The organism is Bacillus sp. 005/A4HT-01/001, from assembly GCF_004634445.1.
GTDB classification, from domain to species: domain Bacteria; phylum Bacillota; class Bacilli; order Bacillales; family Bacillaceae; genus Bacillus; species Bacillus altitudinis.
In genome coordinates this window covers 162044-188343 of the sequence record NZ_SEIZ01000004.1, presented here as the reverse complement: position 1 = coordinate 188343, position 26300 = coordinate 162044, and the positions used below count along the sequence as shown (strand labels likewise).

At 45.3% G+C, this 26300-nt stretch carries 6 protein-coding genes; 5 read left to right on the top strand and 1 reads right to left on the bottom strand.

Annotated features, from left to right (window positions below; translation table 11 throughout):
- The 5 genes from ES896_RS13680 to ES896_RS13660 form a co-directional block, all read left to right on the top strand.
- Nucleotides 1–2211, top strand: a 2211-nt coding sequence (locus ES896_RS13680; protein WP_167764457.1) for a condensation domain-containing protein, incomplete at its 5' end; no start/stop codon positions are given.
- 45 nt (nucleotides 2212–2256) lie between these two features.
- The gene (locus ES896_RS13675) at nucleotides 2257–6090 is read left to right on the top strand and encodes a non-ribosomal peptide synthetase (protein WP_135226891.1); all 3834 of its coding nucleotides are present in this window, start codon (nucleotides 2257–2259) and stop codon (nucleotides 6088–6090) included.
- 62 nt (nucleotides 6091–6152) lie between these two features.
- Nucleotides 6153–16295 carry a non-ribosomal peptide synthetase gene (locus ES896_RS13670; RefSeq protein ID WP_135226890.1) on the top strand — a complete coding sequence of 3381 codons (10143 nt, stop codon included), beginning with the start codon at nucleotides 6153–6155 and terminating at the stop codon, nucleotides 16293–16295.
- Between the two features lie 13 nt (nucleotides 16296–16308).
- The gene (locus tag ES896_RS13665) at nucleotides 16309–24507 is read left to right on the top strand and encodes a non-ribosomal peptide synthetase (protein ID WP_135226889.1); all 8199 of its coding nucleotides are present in this window, start codon (nucleotides 16309–16311) and stop codon (nucleotides 24505–24507) included.
- 6 nt (nucleotides 24508–24513) lie between these two features.
- Complete coding sequence (locus ES896_RS13660; protein WP_100325552.1) at nucleotides 24514–25254, top strand: thioesterase II family protein; 741 nt, start codon at nucleotides 24514–24516, stop codon at nucleotides 25252–25254.
- A 38-nt stretch (nucleotides 25255–25292) separates the two neighbouring features.
- Here ES896_RS13660 and ES896_RS13655 read toward each other — a convergent pair whose 3' ends face one another.
- Nucleotides 25293–26207, bottom strand: coding sequence for a DMT family transporter (locus tag ES896_RS13655; protein WP_135226888.1), 915 nt, complete (start codon nucleotides 26205–26207; stop codon nucleotides 25293–25295).
- Between the last annotated feature and the right edge of the window lie 93 nt (nucleotides 26208–26300).

Sequence of the window (26300 nt, the reverse complement as noted above, 5' to 3'; positions counted from 1 at the left end):
GGAACAGCGATTGCCAATACTCGTTTTTACATTATGGGTTCGTTATATGACCTCTCGCCGCAAGGCGTACCGGGTGAACTTGTGATTGCGGGGAAAGGACTGGCAAGAGGCTATTGGAATCTACCAGAGGAAACGGACAAACGGTTTGTCCCAGATCCGTTTTATCGTGGAGAGCGCATGTACCGTACAGGCGACTTGGTGAAATGGACAGAGGATGGCGAGCTAATCTACCTCGGCAGAAAAGACCATCAAGTGAGTATCCGCGGATTCCGTATTGAGCTGTCAGAAATTGAAGCACAGCTCCTTGCGCTAAATGAAGTGAAAGAAGCCGTCGTGACAACGGTCAAAGACGCAAGTGATCAGGACGCTCTTGTCGCTTATGTCATCACAGATGAAGAAGCGACCACTTTGAAAGATAGCTTAAAGCGCACCTTGCCTGAATATATGGTGCCATCATGGATCATCAAGCTAGACCAACTGCCGATGACGGCAAATGGAAAAGTGGATCTCAAAGCACTGCCAGCACCTGATATGGAAGTGAATCAAACAGCATACGAAGCGCCAAGAGATGAAGTGGAAACACTGCTTTGCGGCATTTGGGAAGATGTACTTGGCGTCAGCCAAGTTGGTATTCACGACCACTTCTTCTTCCTTGGCGGAGATTCGATTAAAGGCATCCAGATGGCAAGCAGACTCACGCAAGAGGGCTGGAAGCTCGATATGAAACTGCTTTTCCAATATCCAACGATTGCGGAGCTCCGCCCATATATCGAAGAAGCGGACCTTCTCACAGCTGATCAGTCAGCTGTGGAAGGAGAGGTCATTTTAACACCGATTCAGCGCTGGTTCTTTGAACGGAACTTTGATCACCAGCACCACTGGAATCTCTCAATGATGCTTCATGCACCAAAAGGGTTTGACTTGGCTGTCACAGAACAAGTTCTGCAAAAACTGCTCTCACATCATGATGCATTGCGCATGGTGTTCAGACAGGAGCATGATGACATGCTGCAATACAATCAGCGGGAGCTGACAGAACCATTTTCATTTATTTCTTGTGATGTTTCAAAAGCGCAAGATGTGAAACAGGCGATTTCCACATACGCCAATGAGTATCAGCGTCAACTGAATCTTGAAAAAGGTCCATTGATGAAAGTGATTTGTTTCCATACAGAAAACGGTGATCACTTACTCATGATCACACATCATCTAGTGATTGACGGCGTTTCATGCCGGATTTTACTAGAAGACTTTATGTCTCTTTATCATCAGGCAGAAAAAGGAGAAACGATGGTTCTGCCGCCAAAAACACACTCTTTCAAAGAATGGGCAGAAGCGGTTGAACGATACGCGCAGTCACAGCTGCTAAAAAACCAGAAGGAGTATTGGGCAGCGATTGAAAATAGACCGTTTACGACTTTACCTGTTGACCATGAAGTAAAAGAAAGAAAAATCGCAGATACGAAAGCGGTCAAAATGCAGCTGACAGAAGCAGAAACCGAGCATCTGTTAACGAATATCCATCTTCCCTACACAACAGAAATGAATGATATTCTTCTATGTGCGCTCGGGCTGGCCGTTCAGGAATGGACAGGTCAATCTCATGTATATGTACAGCTTGAAGGTCATGGAAGAGAGGATATTTTATCAGGATTAGATATATCTCGCACAGTTGGCTGGTTTACGAGCATGTATCCAGTCGTTCTTGAAGCGAAACCGAATCAGACCATTGCAGATGCTATCAAAGGAACGAAAGAGATGCTGCGGCGTGTACCGAATAAAGGGATTGGTTACGGTATTTTAAGATACATGACACCATCCGAACCGTCAGTCAAACACGTGCAGCCTGAAATCAGCTTGAACTATCTTGGGCAGATTGATCAGGAAGTGACGACAGAACTCTTTGGGCCCTCAACCTATGATATGGGCCGTCAAGCAAGCCCTGAATCCGAAGCTGTTTATAAGCTGAACCTCAGCGGTCTTGTTCAGCACAATCAATTCATTCTGTCGTGCTCATATTGTGCAAGTGAATATGAAGAACAAACGATACAGCAGTTCATCGCATTGTTGAAGGAAAAAATCAGATCCATCATCACCCATTGCTTAGCGCATCAAGAGCGAGAATTTACGCCAAGTGACTTCTCGGCTGCAGACCTTGAAATGGATGAAATGGACGATATCTTTGACATGCTCGAGGAGAAATTGACCTAACACCACTAGATCAGTCATGAAAAAGGGAAAGGAGGAATGAAATAGATGAGTCAATTTAAAAGGGATCAAGTTCAAGATATGTACTATCTGTCACCTATGCAAGAAGGAATGCTGTTTCATACCCTCCATCATCAAGAAAAAGGCTTTTATGTAGAACAAATGGATATGAACGTGAAGGGCACACTTCGGCATGATTTGCTTGAGAAAAGCATGAATATCATTGTGGAACGGTACGATATTTTTCGTACCGTGTTCCTCCACGAAAAAGTGAAGCGTCCTGTCCAAGTTGTATTAAAGAATCGACCTTTCCAGCTTGATGTTGTGGACATACAGGATCTTTCTGAAAGTGAACAGCTTGAACGTATTGATCGTTTTAAACAAAAGGATCAGCTGAGAGGATTTGATCTCTCGAAGGATCTGCTCATGCGGGCCTCTGTTTTTCAAACGGGTCCTTCAAGCTATCGCTGGATATGGAGCTATCACCATATCCTTCTAGATGGCTGGTGTTTTGGCCTAGTTGTGCAGGAATTGTTTGCGATTTATCATGCACTTTTGCATGACATCCCTTACAGGCTGGAGCCAGTCAAGCCGTATAAAGAATATATTCAATGGCTGGAAAAACAAGATAAACAAGCCTCACTTGAATATTGGACGCAATCTTTGGCTGGTTTTGAGGGGCAGTCGACTTTTAAAGAACAGCGAAAGCAAACAAATGAGCATGAATTAGGCGAAATCGAATGGGCCATGAGTAAAGAAGAAACAGCTGCTTTATCAGAGTTAGCCTTGCAGCAGAATGCCACGTTAAGCAGTGCGCTTCAATCGGCTTGGTCCATTTTACTAAGCAGGTATCAGCGGTCAAATGATGTTTTGTTTGGAACAGTTGTGTCAGGACGTCCGTCGGATTTGGCTGGTGTGGACCGGATGGTGGGGTTGTTCATCAATGTCATTCCAAGACGAATCCAGCTGACAGACCAAATGACGTTCCGTTCTCTATTATCAGAGACGCAGCAGCAGTCTTTAGCGGCTGAACCGCACCAATATATCCCGATTTATGATATTCAGGCTAAGGCAGGTCAGCAGCAGCTCATTGATCATATTGTGGTGTTTGAGAATGTCCCTGCTGCAAAGAAAGACGAGCAGGAGTCACTGCTTGGCTTTACAGTAGAAGACATGAATGTCTATGAAAAATCGAACTATGATCTCAATTTACTGGCGTCGCCCGGGGAACAATTGCAGCTGAAGCTGGCCTTTAATCAGCGTGCATTTGACCCTGCATTTGTCCGTAAATTAAAGGATCAGCTGACCCTTTTGATCAAAGGGGCCATCAAACATCCAGATCAGTCAGTTCATACACTGACACTTGTGACAAAGCAGGAAAAACAGCGAATGTTAGAGGAATGGAATGCACCTGAGCTGGAGCATGATCAGCTTTATTTGACAAAGTGGTTTGAGCATAATGTTCGAAAACAGCCGAATGCAGTGGCATTATCAGCAGGTGATCACACGATGACATATGCGGAGCTGAACGAACAAGCCAATCGACTGGCAAGGCATTTGCAAAAAAATGGGGTGGGTCATCAAACGGTGACCGCCATTTTAGCAGAGCGGACACCTGAACTCATTGTCAGCTTACTCGCTGTCTTAAAAGCAGGTGCCACCTATGTGCCGATTGATCCAGATTATCCAGAAAGCCGTATCCAATATATGCTGAAAGACAGCGGAGCGACGCATCTTCTGACTCATTCATCCTTTATCAATCAGACGAGGTCACTCGCATTTGATGGCACGTATCTTTTTGCAGATGATCAAGAAATTTTACTGATGAGCTCAGAGAATCTGCCACTCGAAGCTCGTTTAGATGATACGGCATACATCATGTATACATCTGGAACAACCGGACAACCAAAAGGCATCATGACGACCCATTCCAATATTGCCCGGGTGGTCAAAAATACGAATTATTTAACCATTTTAGAAACAGATACATTGTTGTCGTTATCAAATAGCGTATTTGATGGCTTTACATTTGATGTATATGGTGCGCTTTTAAACGGAGCAAAGCTTGTCCTGCCGCAAAAAGAAACCATTTTAGATATGGGGAAGCTCACTGAGCTGATAAAAGGAGAGCATATTTCTGTCATGTTTGTTCCAACGGCTTTATTCCATCTTCTCGTTGATGAAGGAACAGACTGGATGCGCGGTGTGCGTAAGGTGCTGTTTGGGGGAGAGAGGGCATCAGTTCAGCATGTGAGAAAAGCCTTTGATGTGATGGGAAAAGGCAGATTGTTGAATGTATACGGACCAACCGAATCAACGGTTTTTGCCACGTATTATCCAATAGATGAAGCAATCCCTTTAGAGGCACATTCTATTCCAATTGGGAAGCCGCTCAACCAGACGGGCGCTTATATATTGAGTGAGCACAGGCAGCTTCAGCCGATTGGAATGGTTGGAGAGCTTTGTCTGAGCGGCAAAGGACTGGCAAAAGGGTATTTGAATCGTCCTGATCTGACAAAACAAGTCTTTATCGCCCATCCATTCGCTGCGGGTGAGCGCCTGTATCGCACGGGGGATTTAGCTTACTTTCGAGAAGACGGTCTGATTGAGTATGCAGGCAGAGTTGATGATCAGGTGAAAATTCGAGGACACCGAATTGAACTGACAGAAATTGAAGCCAACCTTCTCATGCACCCAGGTGTAAAACAAGCTGTACTCCTAGCGGATCATGATGAAACCAATCATACAAGGCTGCTTGCCTATATCACGTGTGATGATGCATGGAAAGGGAAACTCGATGACATCAAATCAAGGCTGAAAGAGCGTCTTCCAGCTTATATGCTGCCTCATGAGCTGATTGAACTGGAGAACCTCCCACTTACGCCAAACGGGAAGGTTGATAAACGCCAGCTACCAAAACCAGAGGCACCGCAAGGAAACCGCCGTGTGAAACTGCCCGCAAATGAAGTGGAACAAAAGCTGCTGGTAATGTGGCGGGAAGTACTTGAACGAGAGGATATTAGCACAGATGACCATTTCTTTGAGCTTGGCGGACATTCTTTAAAAGCGATGTCTCTATTGTCCAAAGTATCAAAAGAGTTTGAGGTTCAGGTGCCAATCCATTTGTTGTTTGAGACCCCGACGATTGAAGCGCTTAGTCGTTATATTCAGCATCAGGACGGGGAAACCGCTGGCTATCTTGTATTCAATGAATCTCAAACATCAACAGTCTTTGCTCTTCCGCCATTACCAGGCTACGGCTTTATCTATCAGGAAGCAGCAAAAACGCTTGATGATGTTCGGCTAGTCGCCTTTGATTTTATTGAAACGAATAACCGAATGGCGCAGTACGTTCAGCATATTCAGCACCTTCAGCCAAAAGGGCCGCTGACGTTGATGGGGTACTCAGGCGGATGTTACCTCGCCTTTGAGCTTGTTCAAGCGCTTGAACAAGTAGGACGGACAGTCGAGAAAGTCATCATGATCGATTCCTATAAGAAAATTGGAGAAAGTGATTTAGAAGGACGATCCATTGATGATGATATTGAAGCGATTGTTCATCAAACGAAACAAAGCGAACTTGCTCAAGGGGAGATCGTTCAAGAAGCGCTTGCCCAAAAGACGCGCGCCTACTATGAAACGTTTGTTAAGGGGGTGAATCAAGGCAAAATACAGGCAGATATTACGTTCATCCAATCTGAAGAACAAATAGCGATCCCGGACTGGATGGAAGAGTGGACACAGGCAACGACCGGATCTTTTACCCAATACCAAGGCTATGGTCAGCATGCTGATATGTTCAAACAGAAAGAATGTGCAGCTCAAAATGCAAAGCTGATCAAACATATTGTCAATCAAACAAATAGAGAACGAGTCTTGTAAACTTTAGATTAGGCAGGGTGCAGTCTTGCAGTCCTGCCTAACAAAAAAGGAAAGGAACTCATATGAAACCATCAACCATTAACCAAACGAGTATACATGAATCAATGGATGCCATTTTACAAGATGTAAAAACAACCATTTTACAAACCAACGAAATCGAACGCTTCGCTGTTTTTTCACGTGAAAAAACCATTCGACCGCGGCCGTATCACCTCTCTCATTTATTTCTCGACAAGCACATTGAGCAGGAGGCCGCAGCGGAAACGATACAGACGAAAACGGCTGTACCTGCTTTGGCCGACATGCCGCCCGCTCTTTCCTATGGAGGAGATCTCGATGTCACACAAGGCGCACAGACTTTACAGGAAGTCTTAACAGAGGCTGCAAAAACGACAAATGGGCTTACGTATATCGTGAATAGCAAGAACGAACTCACACAATCTTATGCGCAGTTACAAGGAGACGCCGAGAGGGTTCTGACTGGGTTGAGGGCACTGGGGCTTAAGGCAGGAGATCCTGTTTTCTTTCAATTCTCATCGAATCATGCCATGGTCACTGCCTTTTGGGCATGTGTATTAGGCGGATTTGTTCCAACGCTTGTGTCGGCTGCCCCAACCTATCGGGAGATGAATGCTGCAGTGAAGAAGCTTCATCATGCTTGGAAGCTACTCGAGCATCCGCTCATCCTAACAGATGACTCACTGATCGAGGAGGTGCAAGGGTTAGCCTTACTGTGGCATACAGACCAATTACGTGTCGCAGCAGTTGAGCCGATGCTGACATTAGAAAGAGATACAGCCACTCACCCTGCCGCGCCGGATGATTCCGTCTTCTTTATCTTAACGTCTGGAAGTACAGGGATGCCAAAGTGTGTAGAGCATTCCCATAGAAGTGTGCTGGCGAACGTCAAAGGAACAGTGGCAGCAAATCAATTTACACAAGAGGATGTCTCGTTAGACTGGATGCCTTTAGATCATATTGGCGGCATCGTGATGTTCCACCTTGTCAATGTGTACACAGGCTGCGAGCAGATTCGGGCAAGAACGGATGACTTTATCGCTCAGCCGTTGCGGTGGCTTGACTGGATGGACCGCTACCGTGCAACGAAGACGTGGGCACCTAACTTTGCATTTGCGATGATCAATGATTATGAGAAAGAGATTTCATCAGGGTCTTGGGATCTGTCGGCGATGACCTGCATGATCAATGGGGCAGAGGCGGTCGTTCCAAAAACCATCCACCGATTTCTACACCTGCTTGCTCCGCACGGCTTAAAGGGAGATGTGATCAGACCGGCTTTCGGCATGTCTGAAATCTCATCAGCGGTTGTGTTTTCCTTTGCGATTGAGCGTGGAGATGAAAACAGCGGGGTTCTGACTTTTGAGGAAACGTCGCTGACAGAGCAGCTAAGACCAGCAGAAGCACGTGAGACAGGAACCGTCAGCTTTACAGAGTTGGGCAAACCGATTCCAGGTATCACGATACGCATCGTCAATCATCAGCATGAGCTTCTTCCAGAAGATCATATTGGCCGTGTGCAAATAAAAGGTCCAACCACCATGAAGGGCTATTACCGGAATGACGAAGCGAATCAAGAAGTATTTCAAGCGGATGGCTGGTTTCACACGGGTGATTTAGGTTTCCTGCACGAAGGAAGGCTGACACTAACCGGTAGAGAAAAAGACATGATTATCATCAACGGGAAAAACTATCACAACTATGAAATTGAAGCCATAGCAGAGGAAGTACCGGGAGTAGAAACGAGCTTTGTGGCTGCTTGTTCTGTCCGAATGGAGGCTTCTGCATCCGATGAACTGATTCTCTTTTTTACACCGAAGCTGTATGAGCCGGCTTATATTATGAGGGCAAGTCAGCACATTAAATCCCATATTGCAACAAAAATGGGCTTGTCTGCATCTCGAATCATTCCTGTCCAGAAGCATGCATTTCCCAAAACAAGCTCTGGAAAAATAGAAAGGGCACAGCTCAAGACAAGATGGCAAGAAGGCGAATTTGATGAAATGATCATGGAAATGGACATGAGACTTGAAAATGAACATACCTTGCCTGATTGGAGTTATCAAAAGAAGTGGATACCTGCTCCACTTGATGCAGCTGACAAGCAGATCATAGGGGACGTTGTGATCTTTGCAGATCCATTAGGACTGGCAGATCAATTGAAATCTTTTGCAAACAGTGAACAAACATACATTACGGTTGAACCGGGTCAAGCGTTCAAACAACTCACACACACTCACTTCATCATCCACCCGAATCGGCCGTCTGACTACGAACAACTCTTTGAGACGCTCCGTTCGTATGGCGTTTCGGTGAAACACATCATTCACCTTTGGAACTATACAAACCAAGAAGACAAGCTTTATGTGGACAAGGCAAAACAAGCGCAGAAAACGGGCAGCATGAGTGCATTATTTTTAACAAAAGCCATTTCCGTCTATGAGGAGCAGGTGGCCATCACTTTTGTCTCAGCCCATGCGATGAATGTGCCGGAGGATCAAATCCACGATGTAGAAAAAGCAACGACAGTAGGACTGATGACAGCAATTCAGCATGAATGGCCGTTTATCAAGGTGCAATGTCTTGATTTTTCTCTAGCAGAATCGGTATCTAGTCATTCCCATGCAATGGCGATAATGGCAGAACTCACACATGACCAAGATCGTCATGTTGCTGCTTATCGTCAAGGTGTTCGTTATATTCCCTTTTTAGCACCTCTTCATTTGGAAAAGGAACAGAAAAGGAAAGAGCCGCCATTTGAATCATCTGGGCTTTATGTCATAACAGGCGGGCTAGGCGGAATTGGACGTTTAGTCAGTGAACACCTACTGACATCTTATCAAGCACATCTCGTGTTGCTTGGAAGGAAAGAGAGAGAGGCACTTTCTAGTGACCAGCAAGAGACATTGTCTTTGCTAGAAAAGCAGGCAAAATGGCGTGGCGGCAAGGTTCTTTATGAGAAAGCAGACATCACGGCTGAAAAAGAGGTAGAAGCGATCATCTCTAGACATGAGGTCGCTGGAAATCGAAGGCTGGATGGGATCATTCATTTCGCAGGTATCATTCAAGAAGAACTGCTTGCTGATATGACATCTGTGTCTCTGAATGACATGTACGAAGCGAAGGTATATGGAACGATTGCGCTCCATGAAGCTGCCTCCAAACGCAGGAATGTTTTATTTCTTTCCAGCTCATCAGCCCGAACGCTAAAGGGCGGTATGACTGTCGGCGCCTATTGCGCAGCCAATGAGTTCGTGGAACAATTTGCTCATTATCAGAAGCTGACATCTACAGTGAAGCCATATTGCTTTAGTTTCAGTATGTGGGACGAGATTGGCATGAGTGAAGGCTCCATGATAAAAGGCATGTTAAAAGAAAGAGGTTATCTTCCAATTTCAAAGCAGGCAGGTTTCCAAACGATGCTCGCATGTCTCATGACAGATGCTCCGCTCATTTATACGGGATTGGATCGATCGAAGAAAGAGATTCACGAGATGGTCCATGCGGATGCGGAGATGCAAACAGAGCAGACCTTTTACGTCTTTTTCAAAACTGATCAAACAAAGGCGGTGGAAGAGCGGCTTTATCAATCGATTCATACGTGTTTACAGTCCCGTCTATCTGGTGAATATGCCGTGCATTTGTTTCCTGAGGAATATTGGAAAGAAACAGAAGATGGATCGCCAGACGAGGCATATTTTCATGAATTAATAGAGGAAAGCGGAATGGATTCAGACAACAGAGCACCTCACACAGAAACGGAGAAACTGCTCGCACACATTTGGTCAGAGCTGCTCGGTGTCTCAGATGTCAGCTGCGGCGATCATTTCTTTTTACTAGGAGGTCATTCGCTGAAGGCGACGCAAATGCTGTCTGCGGTTAGACAAAAAACAGGGTTTGACGTGCCGCTTGCTGTGTTGTTTGAACATACGAGACTCGGAGAATTAGCAGACTGGATCGATTCAAATGCCAAAGCAGATGAAGTGATTCCGATGAGAAAAATGGAGAAGGGTCAGGAAATTCCGATGTCTTATGCCCAGCAAAGACAGTGGTTCCTCTATCAATTAGAGCCGGATCTGCCATTTTACAATAATACGATTTCGTTTCGGATGAATGGGCCTTTAGATATCAAGGTGCTTCAGGAAAGTCTGCATCATATGATGGAAAGACATGAATCGCTCAGAACGTCCTTTACGATGAGCGGGGATGAACCGGTACAGGTCATTCATGAACAGATGGCCCTTCCAGAGCTTGAGGTGATGGACCTTTCAGGCATAGCGTCACAGGAAGAGAAAGAACAAAAAGCGGCTGAATGGGCGAAAGAAGAGGCATCCACACCTTTTCAATTAGAACACGAAGCGCTCTTTCGAGTGAAGCTGATTCGACTTTCATCCGCAGAGCATATCTTGCTGATGTCCATTCACCACATCGTGTCAGATGGCTGGTCGATCGGCATTGTTGCAAGAGAATTATCCGAGTGGTATACAGCGGCGATCGAAGGGCGGGAGCCTCACTTGCCGGCATTGCCTATTCAATATGCGGATTACGCACTGTGGCAGAAGGAGTATTTGACAGGAGAACCACTAGGTAAGCAGCTTGCCTATTGGAAGGAGCAATTTGCGGCACCTGTTGAAGATTTGGTATTGCCGTATGATCATCCGCGGCCGGCCGTTCAATCCTACAAAGGGAAGACGAAAACATATCAGCTGTCGAAGTCACTGTCTGAAAAGATTGATGAGCTATCTAAGAAAACAGACAGCACACTGTATATGACCTTGCTGTCGGCTTTCTCTACTCTATTACATCGATTGTCTTCACAGGACGAGTTTGTCATTGGCTCGGTCATTGCTGGGAGAAATCGAACGGAAATGGAGCATTTAATCGGGTTTTTCGTGAATACATTGGCCCTGCGGATCGACCATAGCGGAAATCCAGCCTTTACGGAATTATTAGAGCGAGTGAAGGAGACAACCGTCGGTGCTTATGCACATCAGGATGTGCCGTTTGAGATGGTGGTCGATGAATTGAATATTGTCCGTGATGCCAGTAAGCAGCCGCTGTTTCAAGTTATGTTTGTTCTGCAAAACCTACCGCTTGAAGCTTCTCCAATGGGGGAGGCGACGTCAGTTTTAGCCATTGAAGATAATGATACAGCGAAATTTGATCTCTCTTTGTTTGTGTTTGAAGGAGCTGAAGGTCTTCAGTTAAAACTTGAGTATCATGCGGATTTATTTTCTGATGACACGATGGAGCGATTCCTTGCATACTACGAGCACCTGCTTGAAGGAATTTGTGAAAATCCAGCGCTGCCGATCAGACAAGTGAATTTCCTGCCAGAGAAAGAAAAGCATCAATTGCTCTATGAATGGAGCGGAAAGACTGATCAACCAAAAGGTCCGTTACTCATGACGGAACGATTTGAAGCGCAAGTGAAAAAGACACCTCATGCAGTGGCGCTCGAGTTCCAGGGAGATGAGTGGACGTACCAAGAGTTACATGAGAAAGTCGATCGTCTAGCAGCCTATTTGCAGCAGCGAGGCGTGACGCCGCATGAACCAGTTGGACTGCTCATCGACAGATCGCCTGAAATGATTCTTGGGGTGCTGGCCATTGTGAAAGCAGGCGGGGCCTATGTGCCAATTGATCCTGAATATCCAGATGCACGCATTGACTATATGCTGAGAGATACAGGGATTCAGCTTTTACTGACAAAAAATGAATGGCTGAAAAAAGTATCCATCCATCAAACGGAACTTATTTGTCTTGATCAAGGGTATGAAGAATTTTTACCAGAAGCAGAGGTCATGCCCGCTGCACTAAGACCTGATGGACTTGCTTATATCAATTACACATCGGGGTCAACTGGACAGCCAAAAGGAGTACTGATCCCGCATCAAGCGGTCGTCCGGCTTGTGTGTGAAACAGACTATGTCACCCTTAATGAACAAACGCGCATTTTACAAATCGCTAGCTTCTCTTTTGATGCATTTACGTATGAAATATGGGGTGCCCTTTTAAACGGGGGAAGGCTCATACTGACGGATCGAAATACCATTTTATCAATGGATACATTAGCGGAAGCACTAAAAACTTATCAGATTACAACAGGGTTTCTGACTGTGCCGCTGTTCAACCGTTTAACAGAAGAACATCCAGAAGCTTTATCTGGACTTCATGCATTATTGATCGGCGGAGATGCCTTATCAGCCGCTCATATCCGAAAAGCACTACCGTATTTGCCTGAAGGGCTTTTAAATGGATATGGACCAACAGAGAATACGACGTTCTCCTGTGTGCATCACATTCGAGCACTAGAAGAAGATCAGGCGACGGTCCCGATTGGACAGCCTATTGCTTATTCACAAGCTTATGTATTAGATGACCAAATGCAGCCAGTTCCGCAAGGCGTCATCGGCGAAATTTATGTTGGCGGCACAGGGCTAGCACTTGGTTACCTTGGAGATGAAGAAAAAACAGCATCATCATTTATCCCGCATCCTTTCCAAGAAGGAGCGCGTTTATATAAAACAGGCGATATGGGCCGCTGGCTGTCAAATGGCATCATTGACTGTCTTGGAAGAATCGATCATCAAGTGAAAATTCGTGGACACCGCGTGGAATGCGGAGAAATTGAAGCCGCTATGCTGACATTTGATGACATCACAGAATGTGCCGTTATCCCGCATCAGCACGAGAGTGGTCATAAGCGATTGATCGGTTATTTTGTCCAAAAAGGCGGCATGACCACGCAAGACATTCGCCATAACTTAAAAGACATTCTGCCAGATTATATGGTGCCAAGCCTATTAATAGAGCTGGATGAATTACCGCTCACGCCAAATGGCAAGGTAGACCAAAAGCGTCTTCCACCGCCAGAGTGGAGACAAGAAGAAGTAGAAACAGCCATTGACAAAGCAGCTACTGAGGAAGAACGTGTGTTAGAAAAAGTGTGGTCTCAGCTGCTAGGCGTTCCTTCTATTGGCGTCCATGATAACTACTTTGAGCTTGGCGGAGATTCCATTATTGTCATACAAATGGTGGCACGCTTAGCACAGGAAGGCTACGTCATCCAGCCGAGAGATGTATTTGAAAAACAGACCATCTCACAACTCGCACAAGCGATGAGAAAGTCAGAGGTCTCTACGGTCTATGATCAATCACCTGTGACAGGAGAGGTTCGTCTTCTCCCGATTCAATCTTGGTTCTTTGAGCAATCGATGACCAATCAAGATTATTGGAATCTCTCGGCGCATATTGAAATGAAGCGATCTGTTCCACATGAACAGTTAACACAGGTTCTTTCAAAACTGGTCGATCATCACGATATGCTGAGAGCTATCTATACAAAAGAGGCAGATGGCACATGGATTCAAACCATTCGTGAGCCTGGTGTCACACCTTGTGTCACATTCTTTGATGTGACAGATGTGTCTCAAGAGGAAGCACGGGAACAAATCCGCTTGGAGACAAGTGCCTGTCAAGGAACATTGTCATTAGAGCGCGGAGAAGTGATCAAAGCGATTCTTTTCCATACAGGTGAAGACACGTCTGAGCTCTTTATTGCTGCACACCATCTCGTCATGGATGGCATATCATGGCGCATGATACAAGAAGATGTACTAAATGGATTGAAACAGCTTGCTACGGGGCAGGACATCCTATTTGCGAAAAAAACCGCCTCCTATAAGCAGTGGGCAGATGCCTTATATGAATATGCACAAACAGATCAATTACAAGCGCAGGCCTCTTTTTGGCAAAAAATCAAGGATCAAGAGGAAGAAGGTTCTCCTTTCCAACTGCCTGCGCTTTCTAATATAGAAGAACATGCAGAGATCCTGTCGGTTCAGCTTACAAAGGAACAAACAGATATGTTACTTAGACAGGCCTCACAAGCATACCGAACAGAGATTAACGATTTACTGTTATCAGGACTCACGCAAGCCATTGGAAAGCCAATGCTCATCACGTTAGAAGGGCATGGACGCGAGGATTTATTTGAACAGATGGATTTGTCACGGACAGTCGGCTGGTTTACAAGCTCTTATCCTATTTTTATTCCTTTTATACAAACCGATGTTGCAAGACAAATCAAAGACGTCAAAGAAACCTTACGAGCTGTGCCGCAAAAGGGAATCGGCTATGGTTTGCTTCAATACATGACAGAATCTCGTTTACTCAAAACGGTAGCGCCGCAGATGAGTTTTAATTACCTAGGTCAGTTAGATCAGGCAGATGGCGAAGCCAAGCTTTATATCGCAGACGAACGAAATGGACATGTTCACGATCCGAAAGCAGAAAGACAGCATTTGATCGATGTGTATGGATATGTGACAGATGGTCAGTTGCAGATGAACTTTATGATCAATCGGGAACTGCTGCAAGATCAAGAGGTGCGGTTGTTACCTGAACGTTTTAAAGAAAAAATGGAGATCATCTTGACGCATTGTGTTGAAACGAGCGGCGGCTTTACACCATCTGATTTTCCAATGGTTCAGCTCACGCAAACGCAAATAGATGAACTTCCAGACAATGTAGTCGATGTGTATCCGCTGTCTCCAATGCAGCAAGGAATGCTGTTTCATGCACTGCTAGATCAAGCCTCACAAGCTTATTTTGGTCAGGTGCATATGACGCTCCAAGGCTTAACAAACGGCGATGCCTATGAACAAGCTTGGAATCTTCTTGTAGAACGTCATTCGATTTTGAGAACAAAATTCGCTTGGGAAGGGCTGAAGGAGCCTGTTCAGTTCATTCAATCAGAAGGAAGCATCCACCTCACTCAGCACGATGTGCGCCACCTGAGTGACGCGGAGCAAGAAGAGACAATCGAACACTTTTTAGTATCTGATCGTTCAAAGGATTTCAATTTAGACCATATAGATGAACCGCTGATTCGGATTGCTTTATTCCGTTGTGATGAGGAAAGATGCACGTTTGTCTTTAGTTTTCATCACATTTTAATCGATGGCTGGAGTTTGTTCAGTTTTATTCAGGAATCTTTTGCGCTGTATCGCTCTCTTGTGGACGAACGAGAGATCAGTCTTTCTACAGTCCGTCCATATAAAGATTTTATCGAATGGCTGCAAAAGCAGGATCAAGAGAAGGCGCAAGAATTCTGGCAGCGTTATATGTCAGGCGTAGAGGAAGCGACACCGCTTCCAGGAGACGGCGAAGAACATGCTTCAGACCAAGAAGCAAGCATGGCGCAGTCCAGCGTCAAATTGACGCCAGAGATGCAGCAGAAGCTGGAGAAGATGACTGGCAAGCAGAAGGTCACGATGAGCACACTGATTCAATCAGCGTGGGGATTGCTCTTGCACCTTCATTCGGGCGCAGAGGATGTCATATTTGGGGTGACCGTATCTGGCCGCCCAGCCGACTTACCAGAAGTGGAAAGCATGACAGGACTCTTTATTAACACATTGCCGCTTCGTCTACCGATCCATTCGGACTGGACGATTGCGCGATTGCTCGCCCATACACAGGAAACCGTTTTTCAGATGAGAGAATACGAGTATACCGTATTGCCAGATATTCAGCAGATGACGGAAATTCCAAATGGAGAGGCATTGTTTCACAGCATTGTCGTGTTTGAAAACTATCCGATTGAATCCATTGAGCCGTATGGCGTACGCATTTTAGACATCGCCAGTCATGAAGAAACAAATTATGACTTAACCCTTGTCGCAGTGCCGGGAGATACGCTGGAGCTTCGGATCACATACAACTTACATCAATATACAGAAAAGCAAATACAAACGCTGATGCAGCAGCTGATTCACACACTTGAAGCCATGACAGAACAAGTGGATACGCCGCTATCTTCCTTCTCCATTGTGACAAGTGAGGAAAAAGAGCGGATGATCAGTGATTGGGCGAAAAACGCACATGTCAGCGTGCTATACCCAGACCAAGAAGAAGTTTATGCAGGCGTACATGATCCTGCCTATGAAACGGAAATATATGTCCTGAATGAAGAACATCAGCTCATGCCGATTGGATTTCCTGGAGATATTTTTATCGGCGCCAAAGAGATCAAAGCACTTTTTGGAGAGCTAGCCGATTGGATGGAGGCGCATAAAATTCCGCATCCATTCAAACATCAAACAGGCGAATACCTTTATCCGACAGGGGATGTCGGCGTTTGGACGGAAGAAAGCAAGATTCAGATTTTGGATTGGATGTAGGAGGAGAAGAAGAATGCTAGTTAGTAGACGAAAAGGAAATGCAGCAAATCATATTGTCAGGATCAATGGAAAACGAATCGATCTCAAAGCATTAGAGAAAGTCTTCATGCTTCACTTTCCACTAAAGGAATGTGCGCTCATCCCGAAGAAAAATCAAGAAGGAGGTCTATCGCTTGTGCTGTTTGCACAGGCGAAGGACCCTTCGTTGACAAGAGAGGATTTGATGAAAGGACCGCTTCATCCTGATGAAGTACCAGCCGCACTCGTCCTCGTCCCTTCCTTGCCGCGAAAAGAAAATGGGGCGGTCGATACCGAGGCGCTGCTTGCCATTGACGTACTAGATGAAGAGGAACGGAGAAAGATAGAAGAGCGCACGAAAGCCATAGATGGAGTAGAGGAAGCAGCCGTTTTGATAGAGAGTCAGACAGAAAAACAAACACCCTATCATTTAGATGACCTCTTCCCAGATAGACAGCGTACAAATGGAAACGAATCGTTTTCAAAAGATGAAGTCAGTCAAACCATACAATCCTCCGTACAAGAAAAACCACCAGCTCTTGTTTATGGAGGTGATGTGATCAGAAAACCAGGTACACCAGTCACATTGACAGAGGTACTGATCCGAGCCGCCTTTATGTCACCAAATCGCGGAGTCACGTATCTCAAAGAAGGCGGTCATGAGGAGATCCAGACTTACCCGGAATTACTCACAGGAGCGGAACGTGTCCTATCTGGATTAAGGGCAGCCGGACTTTCAAACGGCGATCAAGTGCTGCTTCAATTGAAGGACCATCAAGATTTTATCACGGTATTCTGGGGCTGTATTCTCGGTGGAATCATTCCAACCCCAGTCTCTGTACCGCCTGTGTATGATGAAATGAATCAAGGTGTGAACAAGCTCAAGGGCGTGTTTCAGCTGCAAAATGAACCATTCATTATTACAAACGAAGCGAGTGCTGAGGACATTGCAGGGCTACGTAAAACGTTTGAATCAAAAGCGATTCCGATTTTAACAATCGAAACATTACTTGCCTGTGACCCAGATGAACAGCATTATGAGCCAGAGCCGGATGAGCCTGTGCTTCAGCTGCTGTCCTCAGGAAGTACGGGTGTGCCAAAGTGTATCCGGCACAACCATCAAAGCATTTTATCTAGAATCATTTCCTTTGAGCAGGCAAATGGTTTCACGCATGAGGATGTATCAATGAACTGGATGCCGCTTGATCATGTAGGGGGCATTGTCATGTTTCATGTCCATGATGTCTACCTCGGCTGCCAGCAAATTAGTCCATCCATTGATCAATTTATCGAACGGCCGATGGTGTGGCTGGATTGGGTAGAAAGATACGGTGTCACAAGGACGTGGGCGCCAAACTTTGCCTTTGCGATGATGAATGAATATGAAGACGACATTCGCAAAGGGAGCTGGGATCTCTCCACCTTGACCTATATCATGAACGCCGCCGAAGCAGTTGTTCCTAAAGTGACGCAGCGTTTCATGCACATCATGGGTGCGCACGGATTAAGCCGCCATGCGATGGTGCCGGCTTATGGCATGTCAGAAACATCATCAGCCATTGTCCAGTCAAAAGAATTCATGCGTCATGATGATCAGGGTGGACAGCTGACCATTGATCAGACCTCATTAACAAGTGAGATTCAATATGTGACGCACGATCATCCGCACAAGATGACTTTTACAGAAGTCGGTGCACCCATCCCTTCTGTATGGATTCGGATTGTAGATGAGCATCACCAAGTGTTGCCAGAAGATCAAGTCGGCCGCTTGCAGGTGAAGAGTCCAACGATTATGATGGGCTACTATCAAAATGAGGAAGCCAATGAAGAAGTATTTGCGGAAAACGGTTGGTTTCATACAGGAGATTTAGGATTTATTCATGAAGGGCGCCTAGTCCTCACAGGACGAGAAAAGGATATCATCGTTATCAACGGAGCGAACTATTTGAATTACGAAATTGAAGCCGTTGTGGAAGAAGTTGAGGGGGTTGAAGTCACCTTTGCCGCTGCGTACGGTATTTACAATCCCGAATCAAGTAATGACACACTCGCCGTCTTTTTTGTCACACAGAAGGATTCGATAGAGGATCAAATCACAATCATTCAGCAGATTAGAGAGAGCATCATTCGCAAAATAGGAATCGAACCTGACCACATCATTCCGGTGAAAAAAGACCAATTTCCGAAAACAGAAAGCGGAAAAATCCAACGTGCCCAACTAGGTGCAGCACTGAAAGATGGGGTGTTTCATGACATTGAACGTGCACTTGATCTTGCTTCGGAAAATGAACAAACCCTCCCAGATTGGTTCTTTAAACGTATTTGGGTAAAAGAGAATATCGGTTCATCTCAGCCGGTATCCACTGATCATGTACTCGTATTTGAGGATGAAAAAGGGCTGTATCCATCGCTTTATGCCCAATTTGAACAAATGAACCTGCCTTATGTTTCTGTGAAAAAGGGTCATGAATTTTTACGCCTGTCAAAAGGGATGTATCAGATGAACCCTCGAATCAAGGGGGATTACGTCAGGCTTGTGGCGGCGCTTGAAGCCGATGAATTAAAAATTGACCGTATGCTCCACTTGTGGAATGTGTCAGACAAGGAGATGATTGCGAGCCCTGCGCAGTTCAAAGAACTGAATGCAAGCACTAGCCAATCCATTTTATATTTGTATCAAGCATTGAGACAAGAAAATAAAGAGCCGATGCGTCTCGTTGTTGTCACAAAAGGTGGTCAATTGGTGAAACCGCAAGATGAGCTTCATGTGGAGAAAACGTCTCTTGCCGGATTATTAAAAACCATCCCGCAAGAATGGGAAGGGGCAGAAGTGTCTCACCTTGATATTGAAGCGGAGAATGTGGAACAGGATGCCAAGCATATTGCGGACGAACTAGGTGCGATTCATTTGAAAGCAGAAGTGTCTTACCGGCATGGCCAGCGCCTCGTACCAAAGCTGGAAAAAGTGAATATGATGACGGCACCTCAGACAGAAGGGTTTTTAGAATATGAAGGCTTGTACTTGCTGACTGGCGGGCTTGGCGGTATTGGATTTGAACTGTCTAAGCAAATGCTCCAATTTGGCTTGAAGCTCGTGTTAATTGGACGGACATCCCTTGAAGAAGACAGAGAAAAAGAGGCGTCATTCTCACAACTTAAAGATCTGGGAGACGTCCTTTATGTACAAGCCGATGTGACGAATTTATGTGACGTCGAGCAGGCGATTTATGAAGCAGAAAAGCATTTCGGACAGTCGATCCGAGGAGCGCTTCATTTAGCCGGTGCTGGCAATGTATCTGAGCACTTTCAGCATGTGGATACGTACACATTGGCTCATACAACAGAAGAAGATTTCGTCAAAGAACTTTCAGGGAAGGCAGATGGCGCTTGGGTGCTGCAAGAAGCCTTCAAGCATGACCCGTCAGTTCCACTCGTCTTTTTTGGATCAGTGAATGGCTATTTTGGCGGCACAACATTTGGTGCATATTCTGCGGCAAACAGCTTTTTAGATGGACTCGCACATGCCCTTACCTATCATGAGGGAAGAAGAGCGATTTCCTTGAATTTCAGCATGTGGGATAATCTTGGTTTGTCTCAGGGACATACTGGGGCCGCGCTAACCGTTCGCAAGGGCTTTCAATTGATTGGAAAAAAACAAGGACTCCATTCATTATGTCTAGGTGTTCGGCTGAATGAAGCGCATCTATTTATCGGCCTAGATGGGGCGAATCAAGAAATCGCTGAACATCTTCAACCAGCACCAATACCATTTTTTGAAAAGAAACTGTACTATACGGTGCAATCAGGCAAAGAAGTGGATGCTGACAAGATCACAGACATCATAGAGGGGAACTGGGACATCAGGCAAGTGGAAGATATACCGAAAAAACAAGATGGCTCTATTGATCACGAAGCCCTCAAACAGTTCCATCACAAACACGCACAGCCGTTTGAAAAGCAATTGCCAGAAACGAAGACAGAGCAGGTGCTTGCGGCCATATGGGAGGATATTTTAGAAGTCGATCGTGTGTACAAAGAGGATCAATTCTTTGACCTTGGTGGACATTCATTAAAGGCCACTCAAACGATTTCACGTATTAATCATGAGTTTTCAATAAAGGCACCGCTAAAAATATTGTTTGAAAGCAAGAATCTGGCACACTTGGCACAAATGGTCGATGACATCAATGGAGCACCAGCCATTCAGGAAGCCAGCATTCCAAAGCTGGAAAAACGAACAAGCTATGAGCTGTCACATGCTCAAAAGCGAATTTGGTTCTTATCTACATTAGAAAAGAGCCATCATTACAATATATTAGGTGCTTGGAAGCTGATGGGTCAATTACACATCCAAACGTTAACAAAGGCGATCGGTCTCTTAACAAAACGTCATGAAGCACTTCGCGCAACATTTCAAACCATTGGCGGCAAGCCGGTTCAAGTCATCCGTGAAGATCTTCCGCCATCAGTAACCGTTGCGAATTTCTCATTATTTAATGAAAAAACAAGAGCGAGAAGATTGGAACAGCTGATTCAGCAAGAGGCGAACCGCATCTATGACTTAGAACGGGGACCGCTTGCACAATGGACAATTGTTGATATGGGGAAAGAGGAATATTACTTGCTTTGTGCGCAGCATCATATCATTTCCGATGCATGGTCGCTCAGCCTGCTTATTCAAGAATTAGAAGTCGTGTATGGTGCGCTATTATCAGAGAAAACGCCTGAGCTACCTGCACTTGAGATTGAATGGACCGATTATGTTCATTGGGAGAATGAGCAATTAAAGAACCATCATGAGGCCCAGAGCTATTGGCTTGAAACGTTACAAGGAGAGTTGCCGGTATTAGAGCTCCCGTTTGACCGTCCTCGTCCGCCGGTTCAAACATTTAATGGGGCTACAGAGAAAATCGTGATAGATGAACCGCTTGTTCGTCGTTTACATGCCTTGTCGAGGCAGCAGGGGACAACACTATTTATGACGATGTTGTCAGCCTATTATGTCCTGCTTCACAAGTTGTCTGGACAAACAGATGTCATTGTTGGATCGCCGATCGCTGGCCGTGATGTCGAGCAATCAGAGAAGCTCGTCGGTATGTTTGTCAATACATTGGCGCTGAGACAGGACGTTTCAAAAGCCGATACCTTTGCCGATTTACTGGCAAAGGTGAAAGAAATGACGTTAAAAGCCTTTGAGCATCAGCATTATCCATTCGACAAGCTTGTGGATGACCTTTCAATGGATAGAGACCTAAGTCGTTCACCGATCTTCCAAGTCGCCATGGGGTATGTCACTGATTCGCTGGATATCAACCTAAAAGGACTGACATCGGAACAAGTGATGGTCCATCATACCGTCTCTAAATTTGATCTCACCTTGCATGTATTTGAGCAGGAGGACAAGCTGTCTATCCATGTGGAATATAATACGGATTTATTTGAGCAAGAAACGATCCACCGTATGATGAATTATTATCTCAATTTGTTAGATGGCATGACGGCTCAGCCTGAACGGACATTCGCTGACTTTTGCGTCATGGACAAAACAGAACAGAATGCCATGATCATAGGAAAAAATCAAACCGACACGCCTTATCCAAAGCGTACGCTGCAAGAACTATTTGAAGAACAAGTGCAGCGTGATCCGCACCGGATTGCTGTATCTTATATGGAAGAGCATATGACGTATCAAGATTTAGACGAGAAGGCGACAAAACTGGCTGCCTATTTACAGTCAAAGGGCGTTGGACCCGGTTCACTTGTCCCGATGCTGTTTGATCGTTCGTTTGACATGATGGTCTCAGTTCTAGGGATCGTCAAGTCGGGTGCTGCTTATGTACCGATGTCACCTGAGTATCCAGATGCCCGCATCGGTCTGATCGTTCGCGATACACAAAGCGATATCATTTTAACCCAGTCGCATCTGATCAATCGTTTAGAAGATCTGAGCGGCACAAAGATTGAAATGGACAAGCCGTTACCAGAAACAGGCGCAGTGTATCAAAGGGAAAAATCGATTGTAGGAGAAGACCAGCTTGCCTATGTGAACTACACTTCAGGTTCAACAGGCACACCAAAAGGCGTGATGCTTCCTCATGCAGGAGTGGTCCGCTTAGTGAAAGAAACAAACTATATTGAGCTTGGTTCAGAAGATAAAATGCTTCAGCTGTCTAACTATGCATTTGATGCCTTTACCTTTGAATTATGGGGAATGTTGCTAAGTGGCGGTCAGCTGGTTCTGATCCCGAAATATGCTGCGCTGAATATGGACGAATTAACTCGTTTAATCAAAACGCATCAAGTCACAGCCAACTGTTTGCCAACTGCATTATTCAACCGGCTGATTGAGCATGATCCAAAAAGTGTGGCTGGATACCGTACATTACTCGTTGGCGGAGAAGCCATGTCTAGTGAGCATGCACGAAAGGCATTGCCACATATGAAGGGTGTGCTGATCAATGCTTACGGTCCAACAGAAAACACAACATTAGCGACCACTTATCAAGTCACACACGTACCGGAGGATGCAAGATCAGTGCCAATCGGTGTGCCAGTCGCCAACTCAACGGTTGTCATACTAGATGATCATCTCAATCCAGTACCAACAGGCGTCAAAGGAGAAATCTATATCGGCGGAACAGGGCTGGCAAAAGGATATTTGCATGACCCAGAGCGCACGAAGGAGAGGTTTATTGACAATCCATTCCCGGCATTAAAAGGGGACAAACTGTATCGTTCCGGTGACCTAGGGAAATGGCGGTCTGATGGCAGTATTGAATACCTTGGCCGAAAAGACAATTTGGTCAAAATTAGAGGCTACCGAATTGAATGTGGAGAAATTGAGACAGCCCTGCTCAAACACCCACAAGTAAAAGAATGTACCGTCATTGCTAAAACGTACGGCAGCTCAAAACGGCTGGCAGCCTACCTTGTCACAGATGGGGGAGAGCCTGTTCCCGGATGGAAAGCATTTTTACAGGAAAGCCTGCCAGGCTATATGATTCCAAGTTACTTTATCGTACTTGACGCAATTCCCGTCACAACGAATGGGAAGGTCGATCAAAAAGCTTTGCCGGAGCCGACAGACGCAGTCTCATCCTCACATGAAGACGATCAACCGGCAACAGAAACACAGCAGCTGATTGTGACAGCTTTCAGTGAAGTGCTTGGTGTCAAACGAGTAGGAATTCATGATTCATTCTTTGATTTAGGTGGAGATTCCATTATGAGTATTCAAGCCGTTGCCAAATTAAAAGAAAAAGGTGTCCGTGTTGATCCGAAATGGATTTTTATGCACCCAGCGCCAGCACAGTTAGCGGCATATTTGGACACAGTACCAGAAATAGGCGAGCCTGTCGAAAGAGCGCCGAAAGACTATGTAATCGAGTTGAAAAAAGGGGATCCGGCTGAACCGAGAATTTTCTTTGCACCGCCTGCTGGTGGAACGGTGATGGGGTATATCGATGTGGCCAAGCTCATGACACATGAAGGAGCTGTTTACGCCTTGCAGTCTCCAGGCTTATATGAGGATGAAGAACCACAATTCCTTCATTATACAGAGCTTGTCACCATTTTTATTGAAGCCATTGAGACATTCTATCGACCAGGCATTGATTATTTGGCAGGGCATTCTATGGGCGGACATCTTGCTTACGGAATGAATCAGAGACTCTGTCATGCAGGAAAAGCGCCAAAAGGATTGATCATTTTAGATACGGTTCCGGTATTAAGAGATGAGGCAGATCAAGCGCTTCATGCCGATATGAACGAAGAAGAAGTGAAAATGCTCGCCCTCGTCCTAGGTATGGGGAACCTCGTCGGCATCAAACCAGAAGCATTACAAGGGCTCAGCTTCCAAGAAGTGAAGCAGAAAATCCTCAAAGAAGCAGAAAAGGATGAAGTCGTTCATCAATTTATGAATGATCACTATTTAGATAAATACTTGCAAATGCAGACACATAATACCATCATGTCACAAGCCATTGAATTAGAAAAAGACCCATTCTCTGTGCCGTTTTATATTATACAAAGCAGCGATCACGCCACAGATTTCCAGAAGAAATTTGCCGATTGGGAAGCTTACACGAGAGAAACGTGCTCGTATTTTCAGATAAAAGGCGACCATGTGACCATGATGAAAAGACCGCAGGCAGATCAACTTGCGCAGATTCTTGAAACGATCGTAAAGGGGTAAGGACGTATGAACCAATTATTTAAAACCTTTGAAAAAAAATCAGATCTGATTCAGCTTATTTGTTTTCCTTTTGCAGGCGGATATTCCGCCTCTTACCGTCCGCTCTTTGAACAGCTGAAGGACACGGCCGAAGTGACAGCAGCAGAGCCTCCGGGTCATGGAACGAACCTCATGCCGCTTGAAACAAGCATTGACCGGCTGGCTGAATTGTATAAAGAAGGACTGACAGGCAAATTAAACCGTCCATTTATTTTGTTCGGACATTCCATGGGCGGACTTGTGGTGTACAGGCTGACTCAGTTGCTAGAAAGGGAAGGCATCGATCCGGCAGCGGTTGTCATTTCTGCCATTCAGCCACCGCAAACAAAAAGACAAATATTGACCCATTTATCGAATGAAGCATTTGTTCAGCATATCGCTGAAATGGGCGGGATTCCAAAAGAATTGTTAGAGAACAAGCCAATGATGGATTACTTTACACCATCCTTACGTGCCGACTATCAAGCATTAGAATCCTTCCAGCACACAGACAAAACAATCATCGAATCACCCGTTTATTTATTGAACGGAAAGCAAGATAAGAAATGCATGGAAGACGCAGACGGCTGGCTAACATGGGCAAACGCCATCGAACGTACTGATTTCGAAGGAGGGCACATGTATATCAACACACACCTCGAGCAGTTCGCAGAACATATGAGGCATGTCATTGAGCAGACAACAAAAAGGCAATTCATCAGCCAATAAAAGAAAACAACGGCCCCGTCAAACGAGGGCCGTTTTCTTTATGAATTCCCCTTCCTCACCACATTCCCGCCAATCACTCCGCCAATGACGAGCACAGCCCCGATGAGGTGAACCATATCAATCGTTTCATGTAAAATAAGCACGCCAGCGGCAATGGTAATGAAAGCAGAAAGGTTGTTAAAGATACTCACCTTTGCTGCTTCAAGGTGGGAAAGAGCATAGTTTGATAAATACGCTGTGAGCAGTGATGAGAGAATGCCTAAAAAGAGCATAGACCATACAAAGGATGGCTGCGTAAACGGACTGAAAAACTGCGGTAGTGTAGTATTTACCGAGTGCCGAATGAGAGCAGCAGCATTAAAGAAGACAAATCCAAAGAATGTCATCACGAAAGTCAGTTCAATGACATGGAATCGCCGTGTCATCATCCTGGCAAATACGCTATAGGCACTGGATGATAAGGCTGAAAGTAAGATCAGCACATAACCAATGAGATGAGAATGTTTCACATCAATTCCCTTCACCACAAAGAGGAGCATCACCCCGGACACAGAAAGAATGGTAAACAGCACCTGGATCGAGGTAGGACGTTCCTTTAAACACCATGCTGCAAGCACCATTGTCAAAATAGGGATGGTCGCCTGAATAATGCCGGCCTCTGATGAAGAGGTAAACATCAGCCCCCACACTTGAAATGCAAAAAACAACACAGGATAAAGCAAGGAAAATGGCACAATGTAAATGAGATCACGCCATTGAATGGAAAAACGATACTTTTTTCGTAAAAATGGAAATAACAAAAGAGCGGCTGCGAAAGAAACAGTAAATCGGTGTGCCAATACATCAATTGGATTCGCTGATGCTAAGGCTACTTTGACAAACAAGAATGAAAAACCAATAATACAGGCGTATGCGATCGAAGCAGCATACGCTTTTTGTTTTGACATATCCATCTGAATTCTCCTTACACGAGCATGCATGCTTCAGTTGAATTGACCGGTTCTGTCTTTTTATCGTAAACGGATCAAGTAAAGTGTACAATAAGA